Consider the following 23,100-nt stretch of genomic DNA (forward strand, 5'->3'; position numbering starts at 1 on the left):
AGCCGAAGGAAAAACGGGATGGCCACGCTCGCGCTGGACCACCCCGGAATGCGGTTCTTGTTTACCGCTGTTCGTATCTCCCTACCCTCTCCACCTCCGCATCCTTACTGACGCTGCGCGAGTTCCGGAACGTCGCGCCGCGCCGCGCCGATGTACAGCTGGCGCGGACGGCCGATCTTGTATTCCGGATCGGTGATCATCTCTTCCCACTGGGTGATCCAGCCCACCGTGCGCGCCAGCGCGAAGATGCAGGTGAACATGGAGGTCGGGATGCCCAGGGCCTTCTGCACGATGCCGGAGTAGAAGTCCACGTTGGGATAGAGCTTCTTCTCGACGAAGTACTCGTCTTCCAGCGCGATCTTTTCCAGTTCCTTGGCGAGCTTGAACAGGCGGTCGTTCTCCAGGCCCAGCTCGCCCAGCACCTCGGCGCACACCGTGCCCATCAGCTTGGCGCGCGGGTCGAAGTTCTTGTACACGCGGTGGCCGAAGCCCATCAGCTTGAAGCTGTCGTTCTTGTCCTTGGCGCGCTTGATGTATTCGCCGACGCGGGAGACGTCACCGATCTCTTCCAGCATCTGCAGGCAGGCCTCGTTGGCGCCGCCGTGGGCCGGACCCCACAGGCAGGCGATGCCGGCCGAGATGCAGGCGAAGGGATTGGCGCCCGAGGAACCGGCCAGACGCACCGTGGAGGTAGAGGCGTTCTGCTCGTGGTCGGCGTGCAGCGTGAAGATCACGTCCAGCGCGCGCACCAGTACCGGGTTCGGCTCATAGCGTTCGCACGGCGTGCCGAACATCATGTGCATGAAGTTGGCGGTGTAGTCCAGATCGTTGCGCGGGTACATGAAGGGCTCGCCCTTGTTGTACTTGTAGGCCATCGCGACGATCGTCGGCAGCTTGGCGATCAGGCGGTTGATCGAGATGCTGCGGTGCTCGGCGTCGGAGAAGTCCATCGCATCGTGGTAGAAGGCCGACAGCGCGCCGACCACGCCCACCATGACCGCCATCGGGTGTGCGTCGCGACGGAAGCCCGAGTAGAACTTGGTCATCTGATCGTGCAGCATGGTGTGCTGCTTGATCGTGGTCTCGAAATTGACCTTCTGCTCGGCGTTCGGCAGTTCGCCGTTCTTCAGCAGATAGGCCACTTCCAGGAAGTTGCACTTGTCCGCCAGTTGCTCGATGGGGTAGCCGCGGTACAGCAATTCGCCCTTGTCGCCGTCGATGAAGGTGATCTTGGACTTGCAGCTGGCCGTCGACAGGAAGCCGGAATCGTAGGTGAACAGCCCGGTCTTGCCGCCCAGGGTGCGGATGTCGATGACGTCCTGCCCATGGGTGCCAACCATCACCGGGAATTCCACGGTCTTGCCGTCGACGCTCAGGGTTGCGGTGCGTTCAGTGCTCATAGTTTGTCTCTCTTCCATGCCCGTTAGACTATTCACAAACCCGCAGCCGCAGCCGCGGGCCGACTCCCTGTGGATGACTCCCTTGCCGCGCTAGCGTTCGCGCAGCAGGGCAATCATTTCTTGCCAGCGCTCCTGTCCGCACTCCTTGCTGCCGTTGACCATGGCCCACAGGTCGTAGTCGTCGCAGCGCAGCAGGTCGTCCAGATCCGCCAGTTGATCGTCGGACAGACGATCGAAATGCCGCTCCAGAAAGCGCGTGAACACTAGGTCGAGCTCGAGCAAAGCCCGCCTGCACTGCCAGCGCACGCGCCCCCGGTTGATCGTCATACAGCCCGCCGCACCATCTGCTCCTTGATCTTGCCGATGGCGCGGGTCGGGTTGAGACCCTTCGGACAGACGTCGACGCAGTTCATGATGGTGTGGCAGCGGAACAGACGATACGGGTCCTCGAGGTTGTCAAGGCGCTCGTTGGTCGCCTGGTCACGCGTGTCGGCAATGAAACGGTAGGCCGCCAGCAGGCCCGCCGGGCCGACGAACTTGTCCGGGTTCCACCAGAACGACGGGCAGGAAGTCGAGCAGCACGCACACAGGATGCACTCGTACAGACCGTTGAGTTCCTCGCGGTCGTCCGGGCTCTGCAGGCGCTCGCGCTCCGGCGCCGGGTCGTTGTTGACCAGGTAGGGCTTGATGGAGTGGTACTGCTTGAAGAACTGCGTCATGTCCACGATCAGGTCGCGGATCACCGGCAGCCCCGGCAGCGGGCGCAGCACGACGGGCTGCGGCAGGCCGTCGATGTCGGTCAGGCAGGCCAGGCCGTTCTTGCCGTTGATGTTCATCGCGTCCGAACCGCACACGCCTTCGCGGCAGGAACGGCGGAAGGACAGCGAATCGTCCTTGGTCTTCAGGCGCACCAGGGCATCGAGCAGCTTCTTGTCGGAAGCTTCCAGCTCCACGCTGATGTCCTGCATGTACGGCTTTTCGTCCTTGTCCGGATCGTAGCGGTAGATCTTGAATTGAACGGTACGCTTGCTCATTTGTGCTGTTCTCCCGCGCTCAGTAGGTGCGCTTGGCGAGCGCGATGGGGTCCACGTCATCGGACAGGGGCTTCAGGTTCACCGGCTTGTAGTCGAGGCGGTTGCCCTCGGAGTACCACAGGGTGTGCTTGAGCCAGTTCTTGTCGTCGCGGCCGTTGGGATTCTCGGCGGTATCCGGCGCATCGTCGCGCACGTGGGCGCCGCGCGATTCCTTGCGCGCCTCGGCGGAGATCATCGTCGCCTTGGCGACCTCGATCAGGTTGTCGAGCTCCAGCGCTTCGGTACGCGCGGTGTTCCACACCTTGGACTTGTCGCCGATCTGGGTGGTCTTGGCCTGCTCGGCCACTTCCTTGATCTTTTCCACGCCTTCGACCAGCAGGTCGTTGAAGCGGAACACGCCGGCATGCTTCTGCATGGTGCGCTGCATGTCGAGGCGCACGTCATGCACCTCGGTGCCGCCCTTCTGCGTTTCCAGGCGGTTGATGCGCGCCAGCGAGACGTCGGCGGCATCGGCGGGCAGCGGCTTCAGCGTCAGGTTGCCGGACTTGAAGTCCTCGACCACGGTTTCGCCCGCGGACTTGCCGAACACCAGCAGATCGAGCAGCGAGTTGGTGCCGAGGCGGTTGGCACCGTGCACCGAGGCGCAGGCGCATTCGCCGGCGGCGTAGAAGCCGGACACCGGGACGTTCGGATTGCCGTCCTTGGGCACCACGACCTGGCCCTTGTAGTTGGTCGGAATGCCGCCCATCTGGTAGTGGCAGGTCGGCACCACCGGGATCGGCGCCTTGATCGGGTCCACACCGGCAAACTGGATGGAGATCTCGCGAATGCCAGGCAGGCGCTTCAGGATGGTCTCGGGCGACAGGTGGGTGATGTCCAGCAGCACGTGATCCTTGTCCGGACCGCAACCACGCCCTTCATTGATCTCGGTGACCATGGAGCGGGACACGACGTCGCGCGAGGCCAGATCCTTCAGATTGGGCGCATAGCGCTCCATGAAGCGCTCGCCCGAGGCGTTGCGCAGAATGCCGCCTTCGCCGCGCACCCCTTCGGTGATCAGCACACCGGCACCGGCCACGCCGGTCGGGTGGAACTGCCAGAACTCCATGTCTTCCAGCGGGATGCCCGCACGCGCGGCCATGCCGACACCGTCGCCGGTATTGATGAAGGCGTTGGTGGAGCTGTAATAGATGCGGCCGGCACCGCCGGTGGCGAAGATGGTGGCCTTGGCGTGGAAGATGGAGACCTCGCCGGTTTCCATTTCGATCGCGGTCACGCCGACGACATCGCCCTCGCTGTTGCGGATCAGGTCGAGCGCCATCCATTCGACGAAGAACTGGGTGTTGGCGCGCACGTTGCGCTGATACAGCGCGTGCAGCATGGCGTGGCCGGTACGGTCGGCGGCGGCACAGGAGCGCATCACCGGTGCCTGGCCGTAGTTCATCGAATGGCCGCCGAACGGACGCTGATAGATCTTGCCGTTGTCGGTACGGTCGAACGGCATGCCGTAGTGTTCGAGCTCGACCACCACCTCGTTGGCCTTGCGGACCATGAACTCGATGGCGTCCTGGTCACCCAGCCAGTCCGACCCCTTCACGGTGTCGTACATGTGCCAGTGCCAGTTGTCCTCGGTGGAGTTGCCCAGGGAAGCAGCCACCCCGCCCTGCGCCGCCACGGTGTGCGAGCGGGTCGGGAAGACCTTGGTGAGCACGGCGGTCTTCAGACCCGCCTCGGACAGTTGCAGCGCGGCGCGCAGACCGGCGCCACCAGCGCCGACGATGACCGCGTCAAAGGTACGCTTTGCGACGTTCACGCTTACAGCCTCCACAGAATCTGGGCAGCCCAGCCGGCGTAGCCGACGAGCAGGAAGATGGTGACCACGTGCAGGGCCAGACGCAGGCCGACCGGTTTCACGTAATCCATCCAGATGTCCCGCACCCCGATCCAGGCGTGGAAGAACAGCGCCAGGAAGAACAGGAAGGTGAGGAACTTGAACACACCGTTGGCGAACAGCGCGGACCAGGCTTCATGGCTGAATTCCGGCAGCGACAGCGCACAGGCGGCGAAGATCAGCGTATAGATCGCCATATAGACGGCGGTGGCACGCTGGGCGATCCAATCCTTGAGGCCGTAATGGGCCCCGACGACGATGCGATTTACCATAGTGCCACCCCGATGACGGCGGTGAGCGCGAGGCTCACGATCAGAACGATGCGCGACGAATTGCGCGCTGGCTGCAGGTCGATGCCTTTGTGCAGATCGAGCAGCAGGAAGCGGATGCCCGCACAGAAGTGGTGCAGATAGGCCCACAGCAGCCCCAGCAGGACCAGCTTCGCCAAGGGGTGGCCCACTACCGCGCTGAAGGTAGCAAAGCTGTCCTGGCCGAGACTCAGATCGAACAGGTACAGCAGAAAAGGCAACAGCAGGAACAGCCCTGCCCCGCTGACCCGGTGAAGGATCGACACGATACTCGGCAATGGCATCCGGATCTCGTGGACGGCCAGATGCTTCGGCCTAGGTTTGCGCACACTCACTTCTGACATGAAGTTTCCCCTCTTACATGTGCGGCGAGTTTTCCGCCGCTGCTCCCAAAATCGCCGGATTATATCCGTGCCACCGCCCGATCCCGCGCTGACGCGGCATCGGTTCGGTCAACTCAATTCATTCAGATAAAAATGTTCCGCGGTGGAATACAGCCCGCGCCGCCATTCGACCGGCTTGTCGCCATAGGTATAGGTCACCCGCTCCACGGACAGCAGCGGCGTTCCCTCAGCGACCTTCAGCGCCTCGCCGGTGGAACGGTCGGCGGCCACGGCGCGGATGCGCTCCTGCGCGCGGATCATGCGCAGCCCGAAGCGCGTCTCGAACAGGCTGTACAGCGAACCGCTCCAGCCCTGCAGGGTTTCCATGGAAAGCCCCTGGAAGATTTCCCCGGGCAGATAGATTTCATCGATCACCACCGGCTTGGTGCCGAACCTGAGCAGGCGGCGCAGGATGATGATCGGTGCGCCCTGCTCGATGCCGAGCATGCGCGAGGCCTCCTGGCCGGCCTTGGCACGCCAGCAATCCAGCGGCACACTCTGCGGATGCGACAGATCGCCATCCATCGGCACCAGCCGCAGGAAACGGAACATTGCGCGGGGATCGTTGTGCGAGGCCACGTAGGTGCCCTTGCCCTGCTTGCGCACCAGCAGATTTTCGGCGGCCATCTCGTCGATCGCCTTGCGCACGGTGCCTTGCGACACGCTGAAGCGCGTAGCCAGTTCCTGTTCGCTCGGGATGACCTGTCCGGGACGCCATTCCCCGGATTCAAGCGCCTGAAGGATCAGACTCTTGATCTGCCGATAGAGAGGGCTGAAGGTGGGCGATTCCTGGCTCATCCGCGTATTGGAGCATAAAAAATCGATAACGTCTATGTATGGTCTTATGTCTTATATATGATGTAAGACATGAATTGACAGGCCGCTCGCTTGCTTCTAACATCCTGTGGCCCCGAGTTCTGCCCATCGCCCCGCCGGACTTAACCGCCCAAGGCGCGCAACCCCGGGCGCACGACCGAACCCACCGTACCGTCTTCTCTAGAGGGAGAATATCCATGAGCAAAGCCCCCGTCCGCGTCGCCGTCACCGGTGCCGCCGGCCAGATCGGCTACAGCCTGCTGTTCCGCATCGCTTCCGGTGAAATGCTGGGCAAGGACCAGCCTGTCATCCTGCAACTGCTCGACCTGCCCCAGGCCCAGAAGGCGGTCAAGGGCGTGATCATGGAACTGGAAGACTGCGCCTTCCCGCTGCTCGCCGGCGTGATCGCCACCGACGACCCCAACGTCGCCTTCAAGGACGCCCAGGTCGCCCTGCTGGTCGGCGCCCGTCCGCGCGGCCCCGGCATGGAGCGCAAGGATCTGCTCACCGAAAACGCCAAGATCTTCACCGTCCAGGGCGCGGCCATCGGCCAGTACGCCGATCCGGACGTCAAGGTGCTGGTGGTCGGCAACCCCTGCAACACCAACGCCTACATCGCCAAGGAAGTGGCGGTGAAGTACGGCCGCGTGAAGGCCGGGAACTTCACCGGCATGCTGCGTCTGGACCACAACCGCGCCCTGTCACAACTGGCCGCCAAGACCGGCCGCGACGTCGCCAGCCTGAAGAACCTGGTGGTGTGGGGCAACCACTCGCCCACCATGTACGCCGACTACCGCTTCGTGAAGTCCGGCGCCGACAGCGTCAAGAGCCTGATCAACGACGAAGCCTGGAACAAGGACGTCTTCCTGCCCACCGTCGGCAAGCGCGGCGCCGCCATCATCGAAGCGCGCGGCCTGTCCTCCGCCGCCTCGGCCGCCAACGCCGCCATCGACCACATCCGCGACTGGGTGCTGGGCTCCAACGGCGAGTGGGTCACCATGGGCATTCCGTCCGACGGTTCCTACGGCATCCCGGAAGGCATCATCTACGGCTTCCCGGTGACCACCGAGAATGGCGAATACAAGATCGTCCAGGGCCTGGAAATCGACGCGTTCTCGCGCGAGCGCATGACCCACACGCTCAACGAACTGCTCGAAGAGCGCGAAGGCGTGAAGGACCTGCTCGCCTGACCGGCACGCAGCGCACGTGATGCAGGGCGCGCGGCTTCCGGCCGCGCGCCTTTTTTCTTTCATCGTCCCACTTGCTATGCTTGAACGCTTCCAAGATCAAGCGCACCGAACCCGATGAGTACAGCCCAGCACCCGCGTGACGTTCTGTTCGCCGGCGAAAAACCCTTCCCGGCCCTGCCCGTGGTCGACCACTACGCCGGCTCCGAAAAGCTGATGTGCAAGGCGCTCTCGCTGCAGCACGAATTCGGCCCCCTGTTCGATCTGACCTGCGACTGCGAGGACGGCGCGCGCGCCGGCGCGGAAGCCGAGCACGCGCAGATGGTCGTCGAAGTGGTCAACAGCGCGGACAACCGCCACGGCAGAGTCGGCGCGCGCATCCATGACATCACCCATCCCCACTGGCGGGCGGACCTCGACATCCTGGTGCGCGGCGCCGGTGCACGGCTGGCCTTCATCACCCTTCCCAAGGCCCGTTCGGCGGCCGACGCGGCCGAGCAGATCGCCGAACTGCGGCGCATCGAGGCCGAGATCGGCCTGGCCCGTGCCCTGCCGGTGCACGTGCTCATCGAAACCCACGGCGCCCTGCGCGAAGTCTGGCAGATCGGCGCGCTCGACGGCGTGGAGTCCCTGGATTTCGGCCTGATGGATTTCGTCTCTGCGCACCACGGCGCGATTCCCAGCAAGGCGATGACCAGCCCCGGGCAGTTCGAACATCCGCTGGTCGTGCGCGCCAAGGCGGATATCGCCGCCGCCGCGCTGGGCTGCGGCGTGGTGCCGACCCACAACGTCACCACCGAGCTCCAGGATGCCTGGGTGATCCGCATCGATGCCGAACGCGCGCGACGCGAATTCGGCTACCTGCGCATGTGGAGCATCCACCCCAGGCAGATTCTGCCCATTGTCGAGGCCATGCGCCCCGACTTCTCCGAGGTGGAAGACGCGGCGGGCATCCTGGGCGCTGCGCAGGATGCCAACTGGGGACCAATCCGCTACACAGGCCGCCTGCACGACCGGGCCTCCTACCGCTATTACTGGGAACTGCTGCAGCGCGCCCGCCAGACCGGCATGAATCTGCCGGACGACGTGACGCGCCGCTTCTTCGCCGACTGAAGCGCTGCTCAGCCGGCCGAGGGGCTTTCAGCCCTTTGCCGGCGGAGCCTTGCGCGCCGTACGCGGCCTGGCCGCAGGCTTGGCAGCCGCCTGCGCGGCGGAAGCCTCGGCCGCCGCCTTCACCTGTGCGGCTGCAGACGGCACCGCACTCGGCACTGCCGGTTTCGGAACGGCCGGTTTGGCCGCCGCCGGTTTCGATGCGGCCGGCTTGCCTGCCGGCGCCTTGGCTGCGGCTGGTTTCGGCGTTGCCGCCTTCTTCGCTACGCCCGCCTTCGCGGCCGTCACTGCCTTGGGTTTCGCCGCAGGCTTGGCGGCAGCTGCCGTGGGAGTCGAAACGGGCTGCGTTGCCGCCACCGGCGCCGGAACGGGTTTCGCCTTCACCGCAGCCGCCTTGGGGAGGCTTGCGGACTTGGGCGGGGCTGCAGGCTTGGCTGCTTTGGGCGCTGCCTTGGCGGCGGGTTTGGCCGTCACCGTACCGGCGGCCTTCTGCGGCACACCTCGCACGGCCCTCGACGGTGCGGCCCCGGCCGGAGCGCCAGCCGCCTTGGGCGTGGTGCCCGAAGCGGCCTTCTTCACCGTAGCAGCCGCGGGCTTGGCGGCCGCCACGGGTTTCTTCACGGCGGCTTTCGGCTTGCTCGCGGTTTTGGGCTTGACCACCGCTACGGGTGTCTTCGCCGCGGCAGCCGGCACCTTGGCGGGCGGGGGCACCGGGCGCTTGCGCACCGGGGCGGACTCCGAGAAGGCCGACAGCCAGGGCAGGAAGAAGTCGATCGCGGGCGGCTGGTCCTTGCGATCCTCGGCAAGTGCCGGCAGCCAGGGACTGGGCCGATTCGCCACGGAATCGAGCCATTCGCGCCACTGCTCGCCAACATAGGCGGCCCAGTCCTGCCAGGCGGACATGGGTCTGGCCCAGGCCGAAACGAACAGGCCGGACAACTCTGAATAGGGGGCGAAAAACGCCTTGCCGCCCTCGGAATCATCATTCCATTTCATCCTGCGCTCCTTCTCGGGACAGTACAAACGGATAGAGCTTACCGCAGACCCCGCACCGTTTGTGTAAACGTGCACGAAATACGCCCGAAAACCCCGCCGGACGCGAGGAACAGCCCTGTAGCGGCGCGCTGCGCGCGATGATATGGTTGCACGCGGGGAGACGTTCCCCGGCAACGACCGGCCTGGGCACACCCCGGCCCGCACGATGGACGACACTCCCGCCCAATCCGATCCGGCCCAAGAAACCCTGCTCAGCGCATTGATCTCCTCGGAAGTGTCCGTCGGCCAGATCGTGCGGCCGAGCATCCTGGAGTGCGCTCCCGATCTGCCCCTGTTCGAGGCCGCCGAGCGCATGAGCTGCACCCGGGTGAGTTCCATCCTGGTGGTCGAGGATGATCAGGCGGTGGGCATCTGGACCGAGCGCGATGCGCTCGCCGTGGATTTCGACAATCCGGCCAGCTTCAACCGCCCGATCCGCGAGGCGATGAGCGCGCCGGTGCGCGCCATCACGCGCGATCTCAGCCTGCAGGAACTGGCCGTCCGCTTCCGTGACGAGCAGGTCCGCCACTATCTGGTGGTGGACGACGAGGGCCGGCGCTGCGGCATCGTCTCGCAGACCGACGTGGTGCTCAACCAGGGCATCGAGCATTACCTGAAGCTGCGCAAGCTCGACTCCGTGGTCAAGGGCAGCCTCAATCCCCTGCCCGCCAGCGCGCCGCTCAACGAGGCGGCGAGGCGCATGCGCAGTTCGGCGGTGGATGCCGTGGTGATCGCCTTCGACGACGGCGAATACGGCATCCTCACCGAACGCGACCTGACCCGCCTGGTGGCCAACCGCTCCGGCAACAGCCCGGTCGGGGAACTGGCCAGCCGGCCGCTGATCACCGTCAGCGAGGAAGCCAGCCTGTACCACGTGCGCTGCCTGCTCGCCGACCGCCGCGTACGCCACGTCGGCGTGCAGCGCGAGGATGGCAGCCTGGCCGATCTGGTCAGCTTCAGCGACATCCTGTCGGGCATGGAGCTGGTCTACGTACACGAGCTGCAGCACGCCCTGCGCGAGCGCGACATGGCGCTCAACGCCTCGCAGCGCAACCTGCACCTGGCCGAGAAGGTCATCGAAACCTCGCTGGAAGGCATCCTGATCACCGACGAGAACGTGCGCATCATCTCGGTCAATCCGGCCTTCACGCGGCTCACCGGCTACAGCCCGGAAGAAGTGCTGGGACGCAATCCCTCGCTGCTCAATTCCGGCCGCCAGAATGCCGAGTTCTATCAGCGCATGTGGACCCACTTGAGGGCCGAGGACCACTGGCAGGGCGAGATCTGGAACCGCCGCAAGAATGGCGAACTGTACCCGGAACTGCTGACCATCACCGCCATCCGCGACCGCGAGGGGCGGCTGACCAACTACGCGGCGGTGTTCAGCGACATCAGCCAGTTGAAGGAAAACGAGGCGCACATCCGCCACCTCGCCTACTTCGACCCGCTCACCGGCCTGCCCAACCGCCGCCTGCTCGAGGACCGTCTGCAGGTCGCCCTGGCCCACGCGCACCGCAACCGCAGCCGCGCGGCGGTGCTGTTCATCGATCTCGACCGCTTCAAGCGCATCAACGACAGCCTCGGCCACGAGGTCGGCGATCAGTTGCTGGTGGAAATCTCCCGCCGCCTGTGCGCCTGTCTGCGCGAGGACGACACCGTGGCGCGCATGGGTGGCGACGAGTTCATCGTCGTGCTCAGCGACCTGGTCGATCCGGACGACGCCGCCTATACCGCCAGCCGCATCATCGATGCGCTGCGCGCGCCGGTATACGTCGACGAACACGAACTGACGGTGACCACGAGCATCGGCATCAGCATCTTCCCCGATGACAGCCGGGAGGCCGCCGCGCTGATCAAGAACGCCGACATCGCCATGTATCGCGCCAAGGACGAGGGGCGCGACAGCTTCCAGCTCTACCAGCCGGCGATGAATGCCCGCTCGCTCGAACATCTTGCGCTGGAGAGCGCCCTGCACCGCGCCCTGGAGCGCGAGGAACTGGTGCTCCACTACCAGCCGCTGATCGACATCGCGCGTGCACGGATCGTCGCCTCCGAGGCCCTGCTGCGCTGGCAGCATCCCGATCTCGGCCTGGTCGCGCCCGGCGATTTCATCTCGCTGGCCGAGGAAACCGGCCTGATCGTCGACATCGGCGAATGGGTGCTGCGCAACGCCTGTCTGCAGCACCGCCGCTGGCGCGAGGCCGGTCACGGCGAGTTGCGCATGCTGGTCAATATTTCCGCGCGCCAGTTCCGCGACGACAACCTCCCGCGCCTGGTCGCCCAGGTCATGGCAGAAACCAGCATGCCGACGGGTCAGCTCACCCTTGAACTGACCGAAAGCATGCTGATGGAAGACAGCAGCCGCAGCATCGATGTGCTCGAAGAACTGCGTGGCCAGGGCGTACGCCTGGCGCTCGACGATTTCGGCACCGGCTACTCCTCGCTGGCCTATCTGAAGCGTTTCCCCATCGATGAACTGAAGATCGACCGCCTGTTCATCCGCGACATCGATCGCAACCCGGACGACGCGGCGATCGCCGACGCCATCATCAAGCTCGCCCACAGCCTGGGGCTGCGCGTCGTCGCCGAAGGGGTGGAAACCGCCGAGCAGTTGGAAATCCTGACGCGCCACGGCTGCAATTTTGCGCAGGGTTTCTACTACAGCCGGCCGGTGCCCGCCGCCCAGTTTCCCCTGCCGGATTGAACCGGGGCACGACCGCCGATTGCGGATGAGCGGGATTGTATTTCCGACAGGTTTCTGTAAGCTTGCACCCGGGTGTCCGTTCCAGACCAACGAACGGGCAGGTTTCTCGTGCTGGTCGGGCCGCCGCACGGCGTACGGACGCGCCCATGCACACCTGCACACCCGGCCAGGCCCCGTCTTCACGGCCTCTCCGACCCTCCCCTTTCCCCTTTTCCGGTAGACATGCATGAACCCGACGACGATCCAGGTCATCGGCGCGGTGCTGTTCGCGCTCGCCGTATTGCACACCTTCTCCACCAAGTTCTTCGAACGCCTCGCCCACAGCCGCCCCAGGCACGCCGGCCTGTGGCATCTGCTGGGCGAGGTCGAGGCCGTGTTCGGCTTCTGGGCGATCGTGCTGATCGTGTTCATGGCCTTCACGGTCGGCAAGGATCAGGCCGTCGAGTACCTGGACACGCGCAACTACACCGAGCCGCTGTTCGTCTTCGCGATCATGGTGGTGGCTGCCAGCAAGCCGGTACTGCAGGCGGCCTCCGCCATCGTTCGGGTATTTGCGCGCTCGCTGCCGTTCAGCGAGCAGGTGGCGGTGTATTTCACCATCATGGCGGTGGTGCCGCTGCTCGGCTCCTTCATCACCGAACCGGCGGCGATGACCCTGGCCGCGATGATGCTGCGCGAGCGCTACTATGCACGTGGGTTGTCCAACCAGCTCATGTACGTGACCATCGGCGCACTGTTCGTGAACATCTCCATTGGCGGCACACTGACCAACTTCGCCGCGCCGCCGGTGCTGATGGTCGCCGCCACCTGGGGCTGGGATACGCTGTTCATGTTCTCCCACTTCGGCTGGAAGGCCGCCATCGCCGTGGTCATCAACGCTGCCGCGGCCACGCTGCTCTTCCGTGAGGAACTGACCCGGCTCGCCGGGCAGAAACTGCATCCAGAAGGTGAAGCGCGTGACGCCGTTCCCGCGCTGATGGTCGGCATCCACCTGTTCCTGCTGTTCCTGATCGTGCTGTTCGCCCACCACCCGCCGGTGTTCCTCGGCGTGTTCCTGCTGTTCATGGGCCTGGCCACCGCCTACCCGGCCTGCCAGGAACGCCTGATCCTGCGTGAAGGGCTGATGGTGGCCTTCTTCCTCGCCGGGCTGGTGATCCTCGGCGGGCAGCAGGCCTGGTGGCTGGAGCCGCTGTTGAAGAGCATGGATGCCACCACGGTGTATTTCGGCGCCACCGCGCTCACCGCGATCACCGACAACGCCGCGCTGACCTACCTGGCCTCGCTGGTCGATGGCCTGTCGGACGAGTTCAAGTACGCGGTGGTGTCCGGCGCGGTCACCGGCGGCGGCCTCACGGTGATCGCCAACGCCCCCAACCCCGCCGGCATGTCCATCCTGCGCCGCCATTTCAATGACGGCGCGGTGAACCCGCTGAAGCTCCTCCTTGCCGCGCTGCCGCCCACGCTGGTGACCATCCTGGCCTTCCGGCTGCTGTAAGACAGCAGCGCACGCTCAGTCGGCCGCCGGGCGTTCCCCGCCGGCGGCCAGCAGGGCGCGGATTTCACGCAATTTGGCCTTGATCTTGCGGGCGTTCTCCGGCCCCATGCGGATCATGATCTTCTGCCCGGCGGACAGTGCTTCCAGCCTGGGATCGGCGAACAGGTAGCGGATCTTGGGCTGTACCAGTTCGATCGGACCACTGATCTCCGGAGCGGCCACCACATGGTCGATCACCGCCACCAGCCGGTCGTTGAAGCGTGCCGACGGATAGCCCAGCTCCTCGTAGGCCTCCTGGAACAGCGGGTAGAAGCGCGCGTACAGCGCCACCAGCGCCTGGGCGGGCACCGCCTCGGCCAGGCGCACATACGGTGTGTAGCGCGCCGCATTGTCGGCGGCGATGGTGAATGCGCCGGTTTCCGCCGTGACGCGGAACGCCCCCTCGGCCTGCCGCAAGGGCGCGCGCGCGATGGGCAGACGCTCGCCCGGCAGGTTGTCGACGGTAACGACGATGCGTCGCACCAGATTGCCGCTGATCAGCAGGCGCAGGTGCTCGCCCAGGCCCGGCAGTCCGGCGAGCGCGGATTGCAGCGCCGCGTCGCTCTCATCCAGCGCCGGCAGCGGTTCCACGTCGTCCTCGGGCTCGGGCTGCGGCGGCGGATAACCGGGCGCGGGCTCGATCAGGCCGCTTGCCGTGCCGGGCTCGGCTGGTACGTCGGGCAGTGGAGGCGGCGGGGGCGCGGGCACCTCCACGCCGGCAACCGGCGGGGGTGGAGCCTCTTTGCTCCCGGTCCACAGAAAATAGCCCACTACCGCCACCACCACGAGCAGCAGCGCGGCGATCCATCCGCCGCGCCCGGACGTGACGCGCTTCGCTTCCTTCACCATGTCGCCTCTCCAGCGTCCAACATCGGGATAAGAGTCATACACCCGTCGGCGCGTTCAATCAAATCGCGCGCATCCTCCCCAACGAAAACGCCCCCGCCGGTTTCCCGGAAGGGGGCGTTGTCCTGCTGAATGGACGGGCGCTTCGAAGTGGCGCCCTGCTCCAGTCTCCCTACCTCAAACTTCAACCGTATCGGCGACGCTCCTGAACTCCTCGATCTGATCGAAGTTCATGTAGCGGTAGATGTCGCCGGCCTTCTTGTTGACGATCTCGACCTGCTCCAGGTACTCGGCCACCGTCGGAATCTTGCCCAGCAGCGCGCACACCGCCGCCAGTTCCGCCGAGCCCAGATACACGCGGGTATCCAGCCCCAAGCGGTTGGGGAAGTTGCGCGTGGAGGTGGACATGGCCGTGCTGCCCTTGCGGATCTGCGCCTGGTTGCCCATGCACAGCGAGCAGCCCGGCATCTCCATGCGTGCGCCGGAGCGGCCCAGCACGCCGTAGTAGCCTTCCTCGTTGAGGATCATCGCGTCCATCTTGGTGGGCGGGGCGATCCACAGGCGGGTCGGGATGTCGGACTTGCCGTCCAGCACCTTGCCGGCGGCGCGGAAGTGGCCGATGTTGGTCATGCACGAACCGATGAAGACTTCGTCGATCTTGTCGCCGGCCACTTCGGAGAGCAGCTTCACGTCGTCCGGGTCGTTCGGGCAGGCGACGATGGGCTCCTTGATGTCGGCCAGATCGATCTCGATCACCGCGGCGTATTCGGCATCGTCATCGCCCTTGAGCAGTTCGCCGTTGGCGATCCACGCTTCCATGGCCTTGATGCGGCGCTTCAGCGTGCGGGCATCCTCGTAGCCGTTGGCGATCATCCACTTCATCAGGGTGATGTTCGAGTTCATGTACTCGACGATCGGCGCCTTGTTCAGATGCACCGTGCAGCCGGCGGCGGAGCGCTCGGCCGAGGCATCGGTGAGTTCGAAGGCCTGTTCCACCTTGAGGTCCGGCAGCCCTTCGATTTCCAGGATGCGGCCGGAAAAGACGTTCTTCTTGCCCTTCTTCTCCACGGTCAGCAGACCCTGGCGGATGGCGTACAGCGGAATGGCGTTGACCAGGTCGCGCAGGGTGACGCCCGGCTGCAGCGTACCCTTGAAGCGCACCAGCACCGATTCCGGCATATCCAGCGGCATCACCCCGGTGGCGGCGGCAAAGGCCACCAGGCCGGAGCCGGCCGGGAAGGAGATGCCGATGGGGAAGCGGGTGTGGCTGTCGCCGCCGGTGCCCACGGTGTCCGGCAGCAGCAGGCGGTTGAGCCAGGAGTGGATCACGCCGTCGCCCGGACGCAGGGCCACGCCGCCGCGGGTGGAGATGAAGGACGGCAGTTCGCGGTGCATGCGCACGTCCACCAGCTTCGGATAGGCCGCGGTGTGGCAGAAGGACTGCATCACCAGGTCGGCGGAGAAACCCAGGCAGGCCAGATCCTTCAGTTCGTCGCGGGTCATCGGGCCGGTGGTGTCCTGGCTGCCCACGGTGGTCATCCTGGGTTCGCAGTAGGTGCCCGGGCGGATGCCCTGGCCTTCCGGCAGGCCGCAGGCGCGGCCGACCATCTTCTGCGCCAGGCTGAAGCCCTTGCCGGTGTCGGCCGGGTTCTGCGGCAGACGGAACAGGGTGGAGGGCGGCAGGCCCAGCGCCTCGCGCGCCTTGGCGGTCAGGCCGCGGCCGATGATCAGCGGAATGCGGCCGCCAGCACGGACTTCGTCGAGGATCACCAGGGTCTTGAGCTGCGATTCGGCGATCACCGCACCGTTCTTCAGCGCGGTGACCTTGCCGCTGGCCTGGTCGACCTGCAGCTCGATCTCATCGCCCATGTCCATCTGGCCGGCGTCGATCTCGATCGGCAGCGCGCCCGCGTCTTCCATGGTGTTGAAGAAGATCGGCGCGATCTTGGAGCCCAGGCACACGCCGCCGAAGCGCTTGTTCGGCACGTAGGGGATGTCCTCGCCGGTGAACCACAGCACCGAGTTGGTCGCGGACTTGCGGGAAGAGCCGGTGCCGACCACGTCGCCGACGTAGGCCACCAAGTTGCCCTTGGCCTTGAGGTCTTCGAGGAACTTCACCGGGCCGCGCACGCCCGGCTCTTCCGGGGTGATGCCCGGACGCGGGTTCTTCAGCATGGCCAGCGCGTGCAGCGGGATGTCCGGGCGGGACCAGGCATCCGGCGCCGGGGAGAGGTCGTCGGTATTGGTTTCGCCGGTGACCTTGAACACGGTGAGCTTCTGCGAGGCCGGCACTTCCGGGCGGCTGGTGAACCACTCGGCATCGGCCCAGGACTGCAGCACCGCCTTGGCGTTGGCGTTGCCCTTGTCGGCCAGTTCCTTCACGTCGTGGAAGTAGTCGAACATCAGCAGGGTCTTCTTCAGGCCCTCGGCGGCGATGCCGCCGACCGCGCCCTCATTCCCCGAACTCGCCAGCAGGTCGATCAGCGGCTTGATGTTGAAGCCACCCAGCATGGTGCCCAGCAGTTCGGTGGCCAGGGCAGCGGACACCAGTCCACAGGCTTCTTCGCCCTTGGCGACCTTGGCGAGGAACTCGGCCTTGACCTTGGCCGCGTCATCCACGCCGGCGGGCACGCGGTGCGTCAGCAGTTCGACCAGAAAAGCCTCCTCGCCAGCGGGCGGATTCTTCAGCAGGGCGACCAGATCGATGGTCTGCTGCTTGTTCAGGGGCAGCGGCGGGATGCCGAGGGCGGCACGCTCTGCGACATGGGCACGGTAGGCTTCAAGCACGGCGTCTTCCTTTATCGTGACGTTGACTGGAGACCGGGGATCGCCCGGTGACGGTTGAGATTATATGTCTTTTATAAGACTTGCGGTGCAACGCAGCATCGCGGCAAACATCAGGGCGCGATTCTACGCTCGGGCAGGCCCCCACGCATCCGCGCCGGCGCGCTTTTTTACCATTCCACACTCGCCGTTTCGGCCCGTCTGCGCTAAGAAGAAACGACATGCCTGGAGTCGCCCTCCGGGAACGCGGACCGCGGGAAAACGGTCCGACACAGCACAGAACCACACCCCACCACCATCGATCGCGCTCAGGGAGAATCGCCATGACCACACAGCCGTTCGCCTCGCTCAAGCGTTTCACCACGCCTTCGGGCCGCCAGGCGCTGTTCCATGACCTGTCGGTGCTGGAAACCGCCGGACTGGGGCGCGTAGCGCGCCTGCCGGTGTCCATCCGCATCGTGCTCGAGGCCCTGCTGCGCCATTGCGATGGCCAGCGCGTCACCGTCGAGCACGTGCGCCAGCTCGCCGGCTGGCAGCCCGATGCGCCGCGCACCGAGGAAATCCCCTTCGTCGTCGCCCGCGTGGTGCTGCAGGACTTCACCGGCGTGCCCCTGCTCGCCGACCTCGCCGCGATGCGCGCGGTGGCCGCCGCCACCGGCCACGATCCGAAGCGCATCGAACCGCTGGTACCGGTGGATCTGGTGGTCGACCACTCCGTGCAGGTCGACCACTATGGCACCCCGCAGGCGCTGCGCCAGAACATGGAACTGGAATTCCAGCGCAACCGCGAGCGCTACCAATTCATGAAATGGGGCATGCAGGCCTTCGACACCTTCGGCGTGGTGCCGCCGGGCATCGGCATCGTGCACCAGGTGAACCTGGAATACCTGTTCCACGGCGTGCGCCGTGAAAACACACCCGAGGGCGAGCTGTGCTACCCCGACACCCTGGTGGGCACCGATTCGCACACCACCATGATCAACGGCGTGGGCGTGGTCGGCTGGGGCGTGGGCGGCATCGAGGCCGAGGCCGCCATGCTCGGCCAGCCGGTGTATTTCCTCACCCCGGACGTGATCGGCGTGGAACTCAAGGGCGCGCTGCGCGAAGGCGTCACCGCCACCGATCTGGTGCTCACCGTCACCGAGATGCTGCGCCGCGAGAAAGTGGTGGGCAAATTCGTCGAGTTCTTCGGCGAAGGCACCGCCAGCCTGTCGGTGACCGACCGCGCCACCATCGCCAACATGGCGCCGGAGTACGGCGCCACGATGGGTTTCTTCCCGGTCGACGAGAAGACCGTGGCCTACATGCGCAACACCGGACGCAGCGCGGAAGACTGCGAACTGTTCGAGACCTGGTTCCGCACCCAGGGCCTGTTCGGCGTGCCGCGCGCCGGCGAGGTGGATTACACCCGCGTGCTGACGCTGGATCTGGCCGACATCGTGCCCTCGCTGGCCGGCCCGAAGCGCCCGCAGGACCGCATCCCGCTCGACCAGATGGCCAGCCGCTTCAGCCAGCTGCTGAGCACCCCCGAAGTGGATGACGGCTTCGGCGTGCCGGAAGCCTCGCTGTGCACGCGCTTCCCCACCCGTCTGCCGGAGGTCACGCTGGGCCACGGCGACGTGCTGATCGCGGCGATCACCTCGTGCACCAACACCAGCAACCCGGCCGTGCTGATCGCCGCCGGCCTGCTGGCGAAGAAGGCGGTGGACAAGGGCCTCACGGTCGCGCCGCACATCAAGACCTCGCTGGCACCCGGCTCGCGCGTGGTCACCGAATACCTGGAAAAGGCCGGCCTGCTGGAACCGCTGGCCAAGCTGGGATTCGCGCTGGCCGGCTACGGCTGCACCACCTGTATCGGCAACGCCGGCGACCTGGCACCGGAACTCAATGAGGCGATCACCGAGAACAAGGTGGTGGCCGCCGCCGTGCTGTCGGGCAACCGCAATTTCGAGGCGCGCATCCATCCCAACCTGCGCGCCAACTTCCTTGCCTCGCCGCCGCTGGTGGTGGCCTTCGCCATCGCCGGGCGCGCCAGCATCGACCTGAGCAGCGAACCGCTGGGCACCGGGCGCGACGGCCACCACGTATATCTGCGCGACATCTGGCCGACTTCCGAGGAGATTGCCGAAATCCTGCCCTATGCGCAGGATCCGGCCACCTACCGCCGACTGTACGCCGATTTCACCAGCGACCACGACCTGTGGAACGCCATCGCCGCACCGACCGGGCAGGTGTATGACTGGCCGAAATCCACCTACATCGCCCGTCCGCCGTTCTTCGACGACTTTTCCCCGCAGCCCGGCGGCATCGGCGACATTACCGGCGCGCATACCCTGCTGCTGCTCGGCGATTCGGTGACCACCGACCACATCTCGCCGGCCGGTTCCTTCGGCGAGGCCACCCCCGCCGGCCAATGGCTGAAGGCGCACGGCGTGAAGCGCGCGGACTTCAACTCCTACGGCTCGCGGCGCGGCAATCATGACGTGATGGTGCGCGGCACCTTCGCCAACGTACGGGTGAAGAACCTGATGCTGCCGCCGCGCGAGGACGGCGCGCGCGTGGAAGGCGGCTACACCCTGCTCGACGGCGAGCAGACCACCGTGTACGACGCCGCGATGGCCTGGCAGCAGCGCGGCGTGCCCACCATCGTGTTCGCCGGCGAGGAATACGGCACCGGCTCCAGCCGCGACTGGGCGGCCAAGGGCACCGCCCTGCTGGGCGTGAAGGCGGTGGTGGCACGCAGTTTCGAGCGCATCCACCGCTCCAACCTGGTCGGCATGGGCGTGCTGCCGCTGCAGTTCAAGGGCGAGGATTCGTGGCAGAAACTGGGGCTGACCGGCACGGAGACCTTCGACGTGCTCGGCATCGGCGCCGGCCTGCAGCCGCGCCAGGATCTCACCCTGGTGATCCACGACGCCAGGGGCAAGCGCCGCGAGGTGGCGGTGCTGTGCCGCATCGACACCCCCATCGAGGTGGACTACTACCGCCACGGCGGCATCCTGCCCTACGTGCTGCGCCAGATCCTCGCCTGAAGCCCTCCCCGCGCCGTGCCGGCAACGGCGCGGCGCGGGCCATGCGCGGCGGGCGGCGGACGTTTATGATGCCGGGCGTCCGCACCACCGCCCTGCCCCACAATGCCGCGCAAGACCCAAGCTCCCTGCCCCTGCGAATCCGGCCAGCCCTACGCCGACTGCTGCGGCCCCGCCCACGACGGCCGGCGCCCGCCCACAAGTGCCGAGGCCCTGATGCGTTCGCGCTACAGCGCCTTCGCACTCGGCCGCGCGGACTGGCTTCTGGCGAGTTGGCATGCCAGCACCCGCCCGGCCACCCTGGATCTCGCCGAAGATCCCGCGCCCAAATGGATCGGCCTGCGCGTACTGCGCCACGAGCAGCGCGATGAAAACCACGCCATCGTCGAGTTCGTCGCGCGCTACCGGCTCGGCGGACGGGCCGCCCGCCTGCACGAACTCAGCCGCTTCGTGCGCGAGGACGGGCACTGGTATTACGTGGATGGCGATCCGCGCGAGGACTGAGTTCCCCGGTTATCGGGGCAGTCGCGTCCACCGCATCCGTCCTCTTTCGAGCGCCCCGGCCGTTCCCGGAGTTGATGGGCATGGCTGTCGGCTCATACGCTCCCGCCCTTCGGGTTCCCGCGCCGTGGGGCGCGCTGCCGTCCGGGCCGGAACTCGGGCGCTGCGCGCCCTCAGACAGCCGGCCCGGACTTCCCCGGCAGCGCGCCCCACGACGCGGCGGGAGCGAAATCGCCGACAGCCATGCCCATCAACTCCTCCCCACATGCCCGCTGGAACTTCGGCAGCCCCCCCCGGCACCTGCATGCACCGATATGGACTCGCCCAGGCCACCGGCATCCGCATGCAATGCCTATAATCGACCCTCATCTCCCCGGCCCTGCGGACCCTCGCCGTGAATCTCGAAAAAGTCATCTTCGGTTTCTTCATCGTCCTTGCCGCCACGCTCAACTTCGGCTTCTTCACCGGCGACATCGACAACCCGGCGCATCACGACGTCTATGAGCTGTTCGCCGCCATCGTGGTCAGCCTGATCGCCACCGTGCTGAAGTTCGGCGACCGCACGCAGATCGGCGCGGTGCATCTGTCCACCAGCCTGGTGGCCGACCTGCAGCTGATCGCCGCCGCCATGGTGTGGGGCTATGCCGCCCACGTCTCGCCGGCCGGGCTGACACCGGAAATGGTGGCCCGCGTGGTCTCGCTGTCCGGCGGCGCGCTGCTGGCCAACGGCGTCTCGGTGGTCATCCTGATTGCCGAAACCATCATGCAGCGCCGCTGAACACCCTGGCCCGGCGACCATGACGCCGCTGCAACGCCACCACGGCATCTTCTTCCTGGTCCTGCGGCGCCTGCGCGCGCCGCTGATCGTACTGATCACCATTCTCGCGGTGTCGGTGCTCGGGCTCACCCTCGCGCCCGGCCTGGACGGCGCCGGGCGGCTGAGCTTCTTCCACGCCTTCTACTTCATCAGCTATACCGCCACCACCATCGGCTTCGGCGAAATCCCCGTCGAATTCTCCAACCAGCAGCGCATGTGGGTCACCATCTGCATCTATCTGTCGGTGATCGGCTGGGCCTATACGCTGGGCACCGTGTTCACCCTGCTGGCCGACCGCAACCTGCACCTGGCCATCCGCACCCAGCGCTTCGCACGCGCGGTGCGCCGGCTGCGCGAACCGTTCTATCTGGTGTGCGGCTACGGCGAAACCGGCCGGCTGATCTGCAGCGCGCTCGACCGCATGGGCGTGCGCGCGGTGGTGGTCGAGCTGGACGACGCCAAGGTCGGCGAACTCGACCTGCACGGCTACACCGCCGACGTGCCGGCGCTGGCAGCCGATGCCGGCAACCCGGAAACCCTGAGCTTCGCCGGGCTGACCAGCCCGCACTGCGCCGGGGTGATCGCGCTCACCGACGACGACTCGGCCAACCTCGCCATCGCCATCACCGCGCGCCTGCTCGCGCCGCGACTGCCCGCGCTGTGCCGCGCGGAAAGCCCGGAAACCGCGGCCAACATGGCCTCCTTCGGCACCCGGCACATCATCAATCCGTTCGAGAAGTTCAGCGAATACATGGCGCTCGCCGTGCAGTCGCCGGCGGCCTGGCAACTGCTCGCCTGGCTCACCAGCCTGCCCGGCAGCACTGTCGAGCATCACCGCGATCCGCCGCGCGGGCACTGGATCCTGTGCGGCCACGGGCGCTTCGGCAAGGCCATGTTGTCCACGTTGTCGCGCGAGTCGATGCCGGTCACCGTGATCGACCGCCAGCCTCCCGGCGACGCGCCGCACCGCTGGGTGCAGGGCGACGGCACCGGCGCCGAGGCGCTGCTCGCCGCCGACGTGCGCCAGGCGGTGGGCCTCATCGCCGCCACCAGTTCGGACGTGGACAACCTGTCGGCCGCGGTCACCGCGCGCGGGCTGAATCCGGGGCTGTTCGTCGTATTGCGGCAGAACCACTACAGCAACCACGCGCTGTTCGATGCTTTCGACGCCGACTTCAACATGGTGCCCAGCGAGATCATCGCGCACGAGTGCCTCGCCGTCTTGTCGACACCGCTGCTCGCCCCCTTCCTGCGCGAGATGAAGGCGCGCGACGAGGAATGGCGCGTCTGGCTGCTGAAACGCCTCACCGGGCGCTTCGGCTGGGAGGCCCCCACGGTGTGGAGCGAACGCATCAACATCGCACGCGCGCCGGCCCTGCACCGCCGCCTGATGGCCGGCGAGGAAGTCGGCCTGGACACCCTGCTGCGCTCGCCGCAGAAACGCGCCGAATACCTGCCCTGCGAAGTGCTCTACATCCAGCGCGACGACAGCGACCATCTGGTCATGCCGCTGGGCGACACCCTGGTGCGCCCGGGCGATGAACTGCTGCTCGCCGGACGCCGGCGCGCGCGCGGCGCGCTCGGCCTCAGCCTGGCCAACGAACAGGCGCTGGCCTACCTGCTCAGCGGCGTCGACCTGCCCGGCGGCTGGATCTGGGAACGCCTGGCCAGGCGCAAGCAGATCCGCAAGGAACGCCGGCTGCCCGGCTGACGCCGCGCGA

The 23,100-nt window shown here is 66.3% G+C and carries 18 protein-coding genes; 8 read left to right on the top strand and 10 right to left on the bottom strand.

Annotated features, from left to right (window positions below; genetic code table 11):
• Positions 1-104: 104 nt before the first annotated feature.
• The 7 genes from gltA to E6C76_RS06330 form a co-directional block, all read right to left on the bottom strand.
• Positions 105-1,400, bottom strand: a complete 1,296-nt coding sequence (gene gltA / locus E6C76_RS06300; protein ID WP_136347389.1) for a citrate synthase — start codon at positions 1,398-1,400, stop codon at positions 105-107.
• A 90-nt stretch (positions 1,401-1,490) separates the two neighbouring features.
• On the bottom strand, positions 1,491-1,727 hold the full coding sequence (locus E6C76_RS06305) for a succinate dehydrogenase assembly factor 2 (protein WP_136347390.1): 237 nt from the start codon (positions 1,725-1,727) through the stop codon (positions 1,491-1,493).
• Positions 1,724-2,434: a succinate dehydrogenase iron-sulfur subunit gene (locus E6C76_RS06310; protein WP_136347391.1), complete on the bottom strand. Its 711-nt coding sequence runs from the start codon at positions 2,432-2,434 to the stop codon at positions 1,724-1,726. Before E6C76_RS06310 ends, E6C76_RS06305 begins: the two co-directional genes overlap by 4 nt.
• 19 nt (positions 2,435-2,453) lie before the next feature.
• Positions 2,454-4,247, bottom strand: coding sequence for a succinate dehydrogenase flavoprotein subunit (gene sdhA / locus E6C76_RS06315; RefSeq protein ID WP_136347392.1), 1,794 nt, complete (start codon positions 4,245-4,247; stop codon positions 2,454-2,456).
• Positions 4,248-4,249: 2 nt separating this feature from the next.
• Positions 4,250-4,597, bottom strand: coding sequence for a succinate dehydrogenase, hydrophobic membrane anchor protein (gene sdhD, locus E6C76_RS06320; protein ID WP_136347393.1), 348 nt, complete (start codon positions 4,595-4,597; stop codon positions 4,250-4,252).
• A complete protein-coding gene (gene sdhC, locus E6C76_RS06325) occupies positions 4,591-4,977 on the bottom strand; it encodes a succinate dehydrogenase, cytochrome b556 subunit (RefSeq protein ID WP_136347394.1) in 387 nt (128 codons plus the stop codon). Before sdhC ends, sdhD begins: the two co-directional genes overlap by 7 nt.
• Positions 4,978-5,085: 108 nt before the next feature.
• Positions 5,086-5,814, bottom strand: a complete 729-nt coding sequence (locus tag E6C76_RS06330; protein ID WP_136347395.1) for a GntR family transcriptional regulator — start codon at positions 5,812-5,814, stop codon at positions 5,086-5,088.
• Between the two features lie 215 nt (positions 5,815-6,029).
• On the opposite strand from E6C76_RS06330, the gene E6C76_RS06335 reads away from it, so the two are divergent.
• Entirely contained in the window at positions 6,030-7,022 is a 993-nt protein-coding gene (locus tag E6C76_RS06335) for a malate dehydrogenase (protein WP_136347396.1), read from the top strand.
• Between the two features lie 114 nt (positions 7,023-7,136).
• A complete protein-coding gene (locus E6C76_RS06340; RefSeq protein ID WP_136347397.1) occupies positions 7,137-8,132 on the top strand; it encodes an HpcH/HpaI aldolase/citrate lyase family protein in 996 nt (331 codons plus the stop codon).
• Positions 8,133-8,159: 27 nt separating this feature from the next.
• Here the strand turns inward: E6C76_RS06340 and E6C76_RS06345 are convergent, their stop codons facing one another.
• A complete protein-coding gene (locus tag E6C76_RS06345; protein WP_136347398.1) occupies positions 8,160-9,125 on the bottom strand; it encodes a hypothetical protein in 966 nt (321 codons plus the stop codon).
• 205 nt (positions 9,126-9,330) lie between these two features.
• Here E6C76_RS06345 and E6C76_RS06350 point away from each other — a divergent pair, with 205 nt between their 5' ends.
• Both E6C76_RS06350 and E6C76_RS06360 read left to right on the top strand, forming a co-directional pair.
• Complete coding sequence (locus E6C76_RS06350; protein WP_136347399.1) at positions 9,331-11,868, top strand: EAL domain-containing protein; 2,538 nt, start codon at positions 9,331-9,333, stop codon at positions 11,866-11,868.
• A gap of 226 nt (positions 11,869-12,094) precedes the next feature.
• On the top strand, positions 12,095-13,363 hold the full coding sequence (locus E6C76_RS06360; protein ID WP_136347401.1) for a putative Na+/H+ antiporter: 1,269 nt from the start codon (positions 12,095-12,097) through the stop codon (positions 13,361-13,363).
• A 15-nt stretch (positions 13,364-13,378) separates the two neighbouring features.
• On the opposite strand, the gene E6C76_RS06365 is transcribed toward E6C76_RS06360, so the two are convergent.
• Positions 13,379-14,251, bottom strand: coding sequence for a DUF3014 domain-containing protein (locus E6C76_RS06365; RefSeq protein WP_136347402.1), 873 nt, complete (start codon positions 14,249-14,251; stop codon positions 13,379-13,381).
• 174 nt (positions 14,252-14,425) lie between these two features.
• Complete coding sequence (acnB, locus tag E6C76_RS06370; RefSeq protein ID WP_136347403.1) at positions 14,426-17,035, bottom strand: bifunctional aconitate hydratase 2/2-methylisocitrate dehydratase; 2,610 nt, start codon at positions 17,033-17,035, stop codon at positions 14,426-14,428.
• A gap of 320 nt (positions 17,036-17,355) precedes the next feature.
• Between acnB and acnA the strand changes: the two genes are divergently transcribed.
• The 4 genes from acnA (at position 17,356) to E6C76_RS06390 (ending at position 23,090) form a co-directional block, all read left to right on the top strand.
• Complete coding sequence (gene acnA, locus E6C76_RS06375) at positions 17,356-20,064, top strand: aconitate hydratase AcnA (RefSeq protein ID WP_136347404.1); 2,709 nt, start codon at positions 17,356-17,358, stop codon at positions 20,062-20,064.
• Positions 20,065-20,166: 102 nt separating this feature from the next.
• Positions 20,167-20,565 (top strand): YchJ family protein, encoded by a 399-nt coding sequence (locus tag E6C76_RS06380; protein WP_136347405.1) that lies wholly within the window; start codon positions 20,167-20,169, stop codon positions 20,563-20,565.
• A gap of 391 nt (positions 20,566-20,956) precedes the next feature.
• Positions 20,957-21,340, top strand: coding sequence for a DUF6394 family protein (locus tag E6C76_RS06385; RefSeq protein WP_136347406.1), 384 nt, complete (start codon positions 20,957-20,959; stop codon positions 21,338-21,340).
• Positions 21,341-21,359: 19 nt separating this feature from the next.
• Complete coding sequence (locus tag E6C76_RS06390) at positions 21,360-23,090, top strand: potassium channel family protein (RefSeq protein ID WP_136347407.1); 1,731 nt, start codon at positions 21,360-21,362, stop codon at positions 23,088-23,090.
• The last annotated feature ends 10 nt before the right edge of the window (positions 23,091-23,100 follow it).

It is taken from the genome of Pseudothauera nasutitermitis (assembly GCF_004801295.1).
Lineage (GTDB): Bacteria > Pseudomonadota > Gammaproteobacteria > Burkholderiales > Rhodocyclaceae > Pseudothauera > Pseudothauera nasutitermitis.

Excerpts from the sequence above, each read along its gene's own strand:
- E6C76_RS06340 (WP_136347397.1), top strand. The coding sequence starts at position 7,137 with ATGAGTACAGCCCAGCACCCGCGTGACGTTCTGTTCGCCGGCGAAAAA.
- E6C76_RS06305 (WP_136347390.1), bottom strand. The coding sequence starts at position 1,727 with ATGACGATCAACCGGGGGCGCGTGCGCTGGCAGTGCAGGCGGGCTTTG.
- E6C76_RS06380 (WP_136347405.1), top strand. The coding sequence starts at position 20,167 with ATGCCGCGCAAGACCCAAGCTCCCTGCCCCTGCGAATCCGGCCAGCCC.
- E6C76_RS06350 (WP_136347399.1), top strand. The coding sequence starts at position 9,331 with ATGGACGACACTCCCGCCCAATCCGATCCGGCCCAAGAAACCCTGCTC.
- E6C76_RS06360 (WP_136347401.1), top strand. The coding sequence starts at position 12,095 with ATGAACCCGACGACGATCCAGGTCATCGGCGCGGTGCTGTTCGCGCTC.
- acnA (WP_136347404.1), top strand. The coding sequence starts at position 17,356 with ATGACCACACAGCCGTTCGCCTCGCTCAAGCGTTTCACCACGCCTTCG.
- E6C76_RS06365 (WP_136347402.1), bottom strand. The coding sequence starts at position 14,251 with ATGGTGAAGGAAGCGAAGCGCGTCACGTCCGGGCGCGGCGGATGGATC.
- sdhD (WP_136347393.1), bottom strand. The coding sequence starts at position 4,597 with ATGGTAAATCGCATCGTCGTCGGGGCCCATTACGGCCTCAAGGATTGG.
- E6C76_RS06390 (WP_136347407.1), top strand. The coding sequence starts at position 21,360 with ATGACGCCGCTGCAACGCCACCACGGCATCTTCTTCCTGGTCCTGCGG.
- gltA (WP_136347389.1), bottom strand. The coding sequence starts at position 1,400 with ATGAGCACTGAACGCACCGCAACCCTGAGCGTCGACGGCAAGACCGTG.
- sdhC (WP_136347394.1), bottom strand. The coding sequence starts at position 4,977 with ATGTCAGAAGTGAGTGTGCGCAAACCTAGGCCGAAGCATCTGGCCGTC.
- E6C76_RS06330 (WP_136347395.1), bottom strand. The coding sequence starts at position 5,814 with ATGAGCCAGGAATCGCCCACCTTCAGCCCTCTCTATCGGCAGATCAAG.
- E6C76_RS06335 (WP_136347396.1), top strand. The coding sequence starts at position 6,030 with ATGAGCAAAGCCCCCGTCCGCGTCGCCGTCACCGGTGCCGCCGGCCAG.
- E6C76_RS06345 (WP_136347398.1), bottom strand. The coding sequence starts at position 9,125 with ATGAAATGGAATGATGATTCCGAGGGCGGCAAGGCGTTTTTCGCCCCC.
- E6C76_RS06310 (WP_136347391.1), bottom strand. The coding sequence starts at position 2,434 with ATGAGCAAGCGTACCGTTCAATTCAAGATCTACCGCTACGATCCGGAC.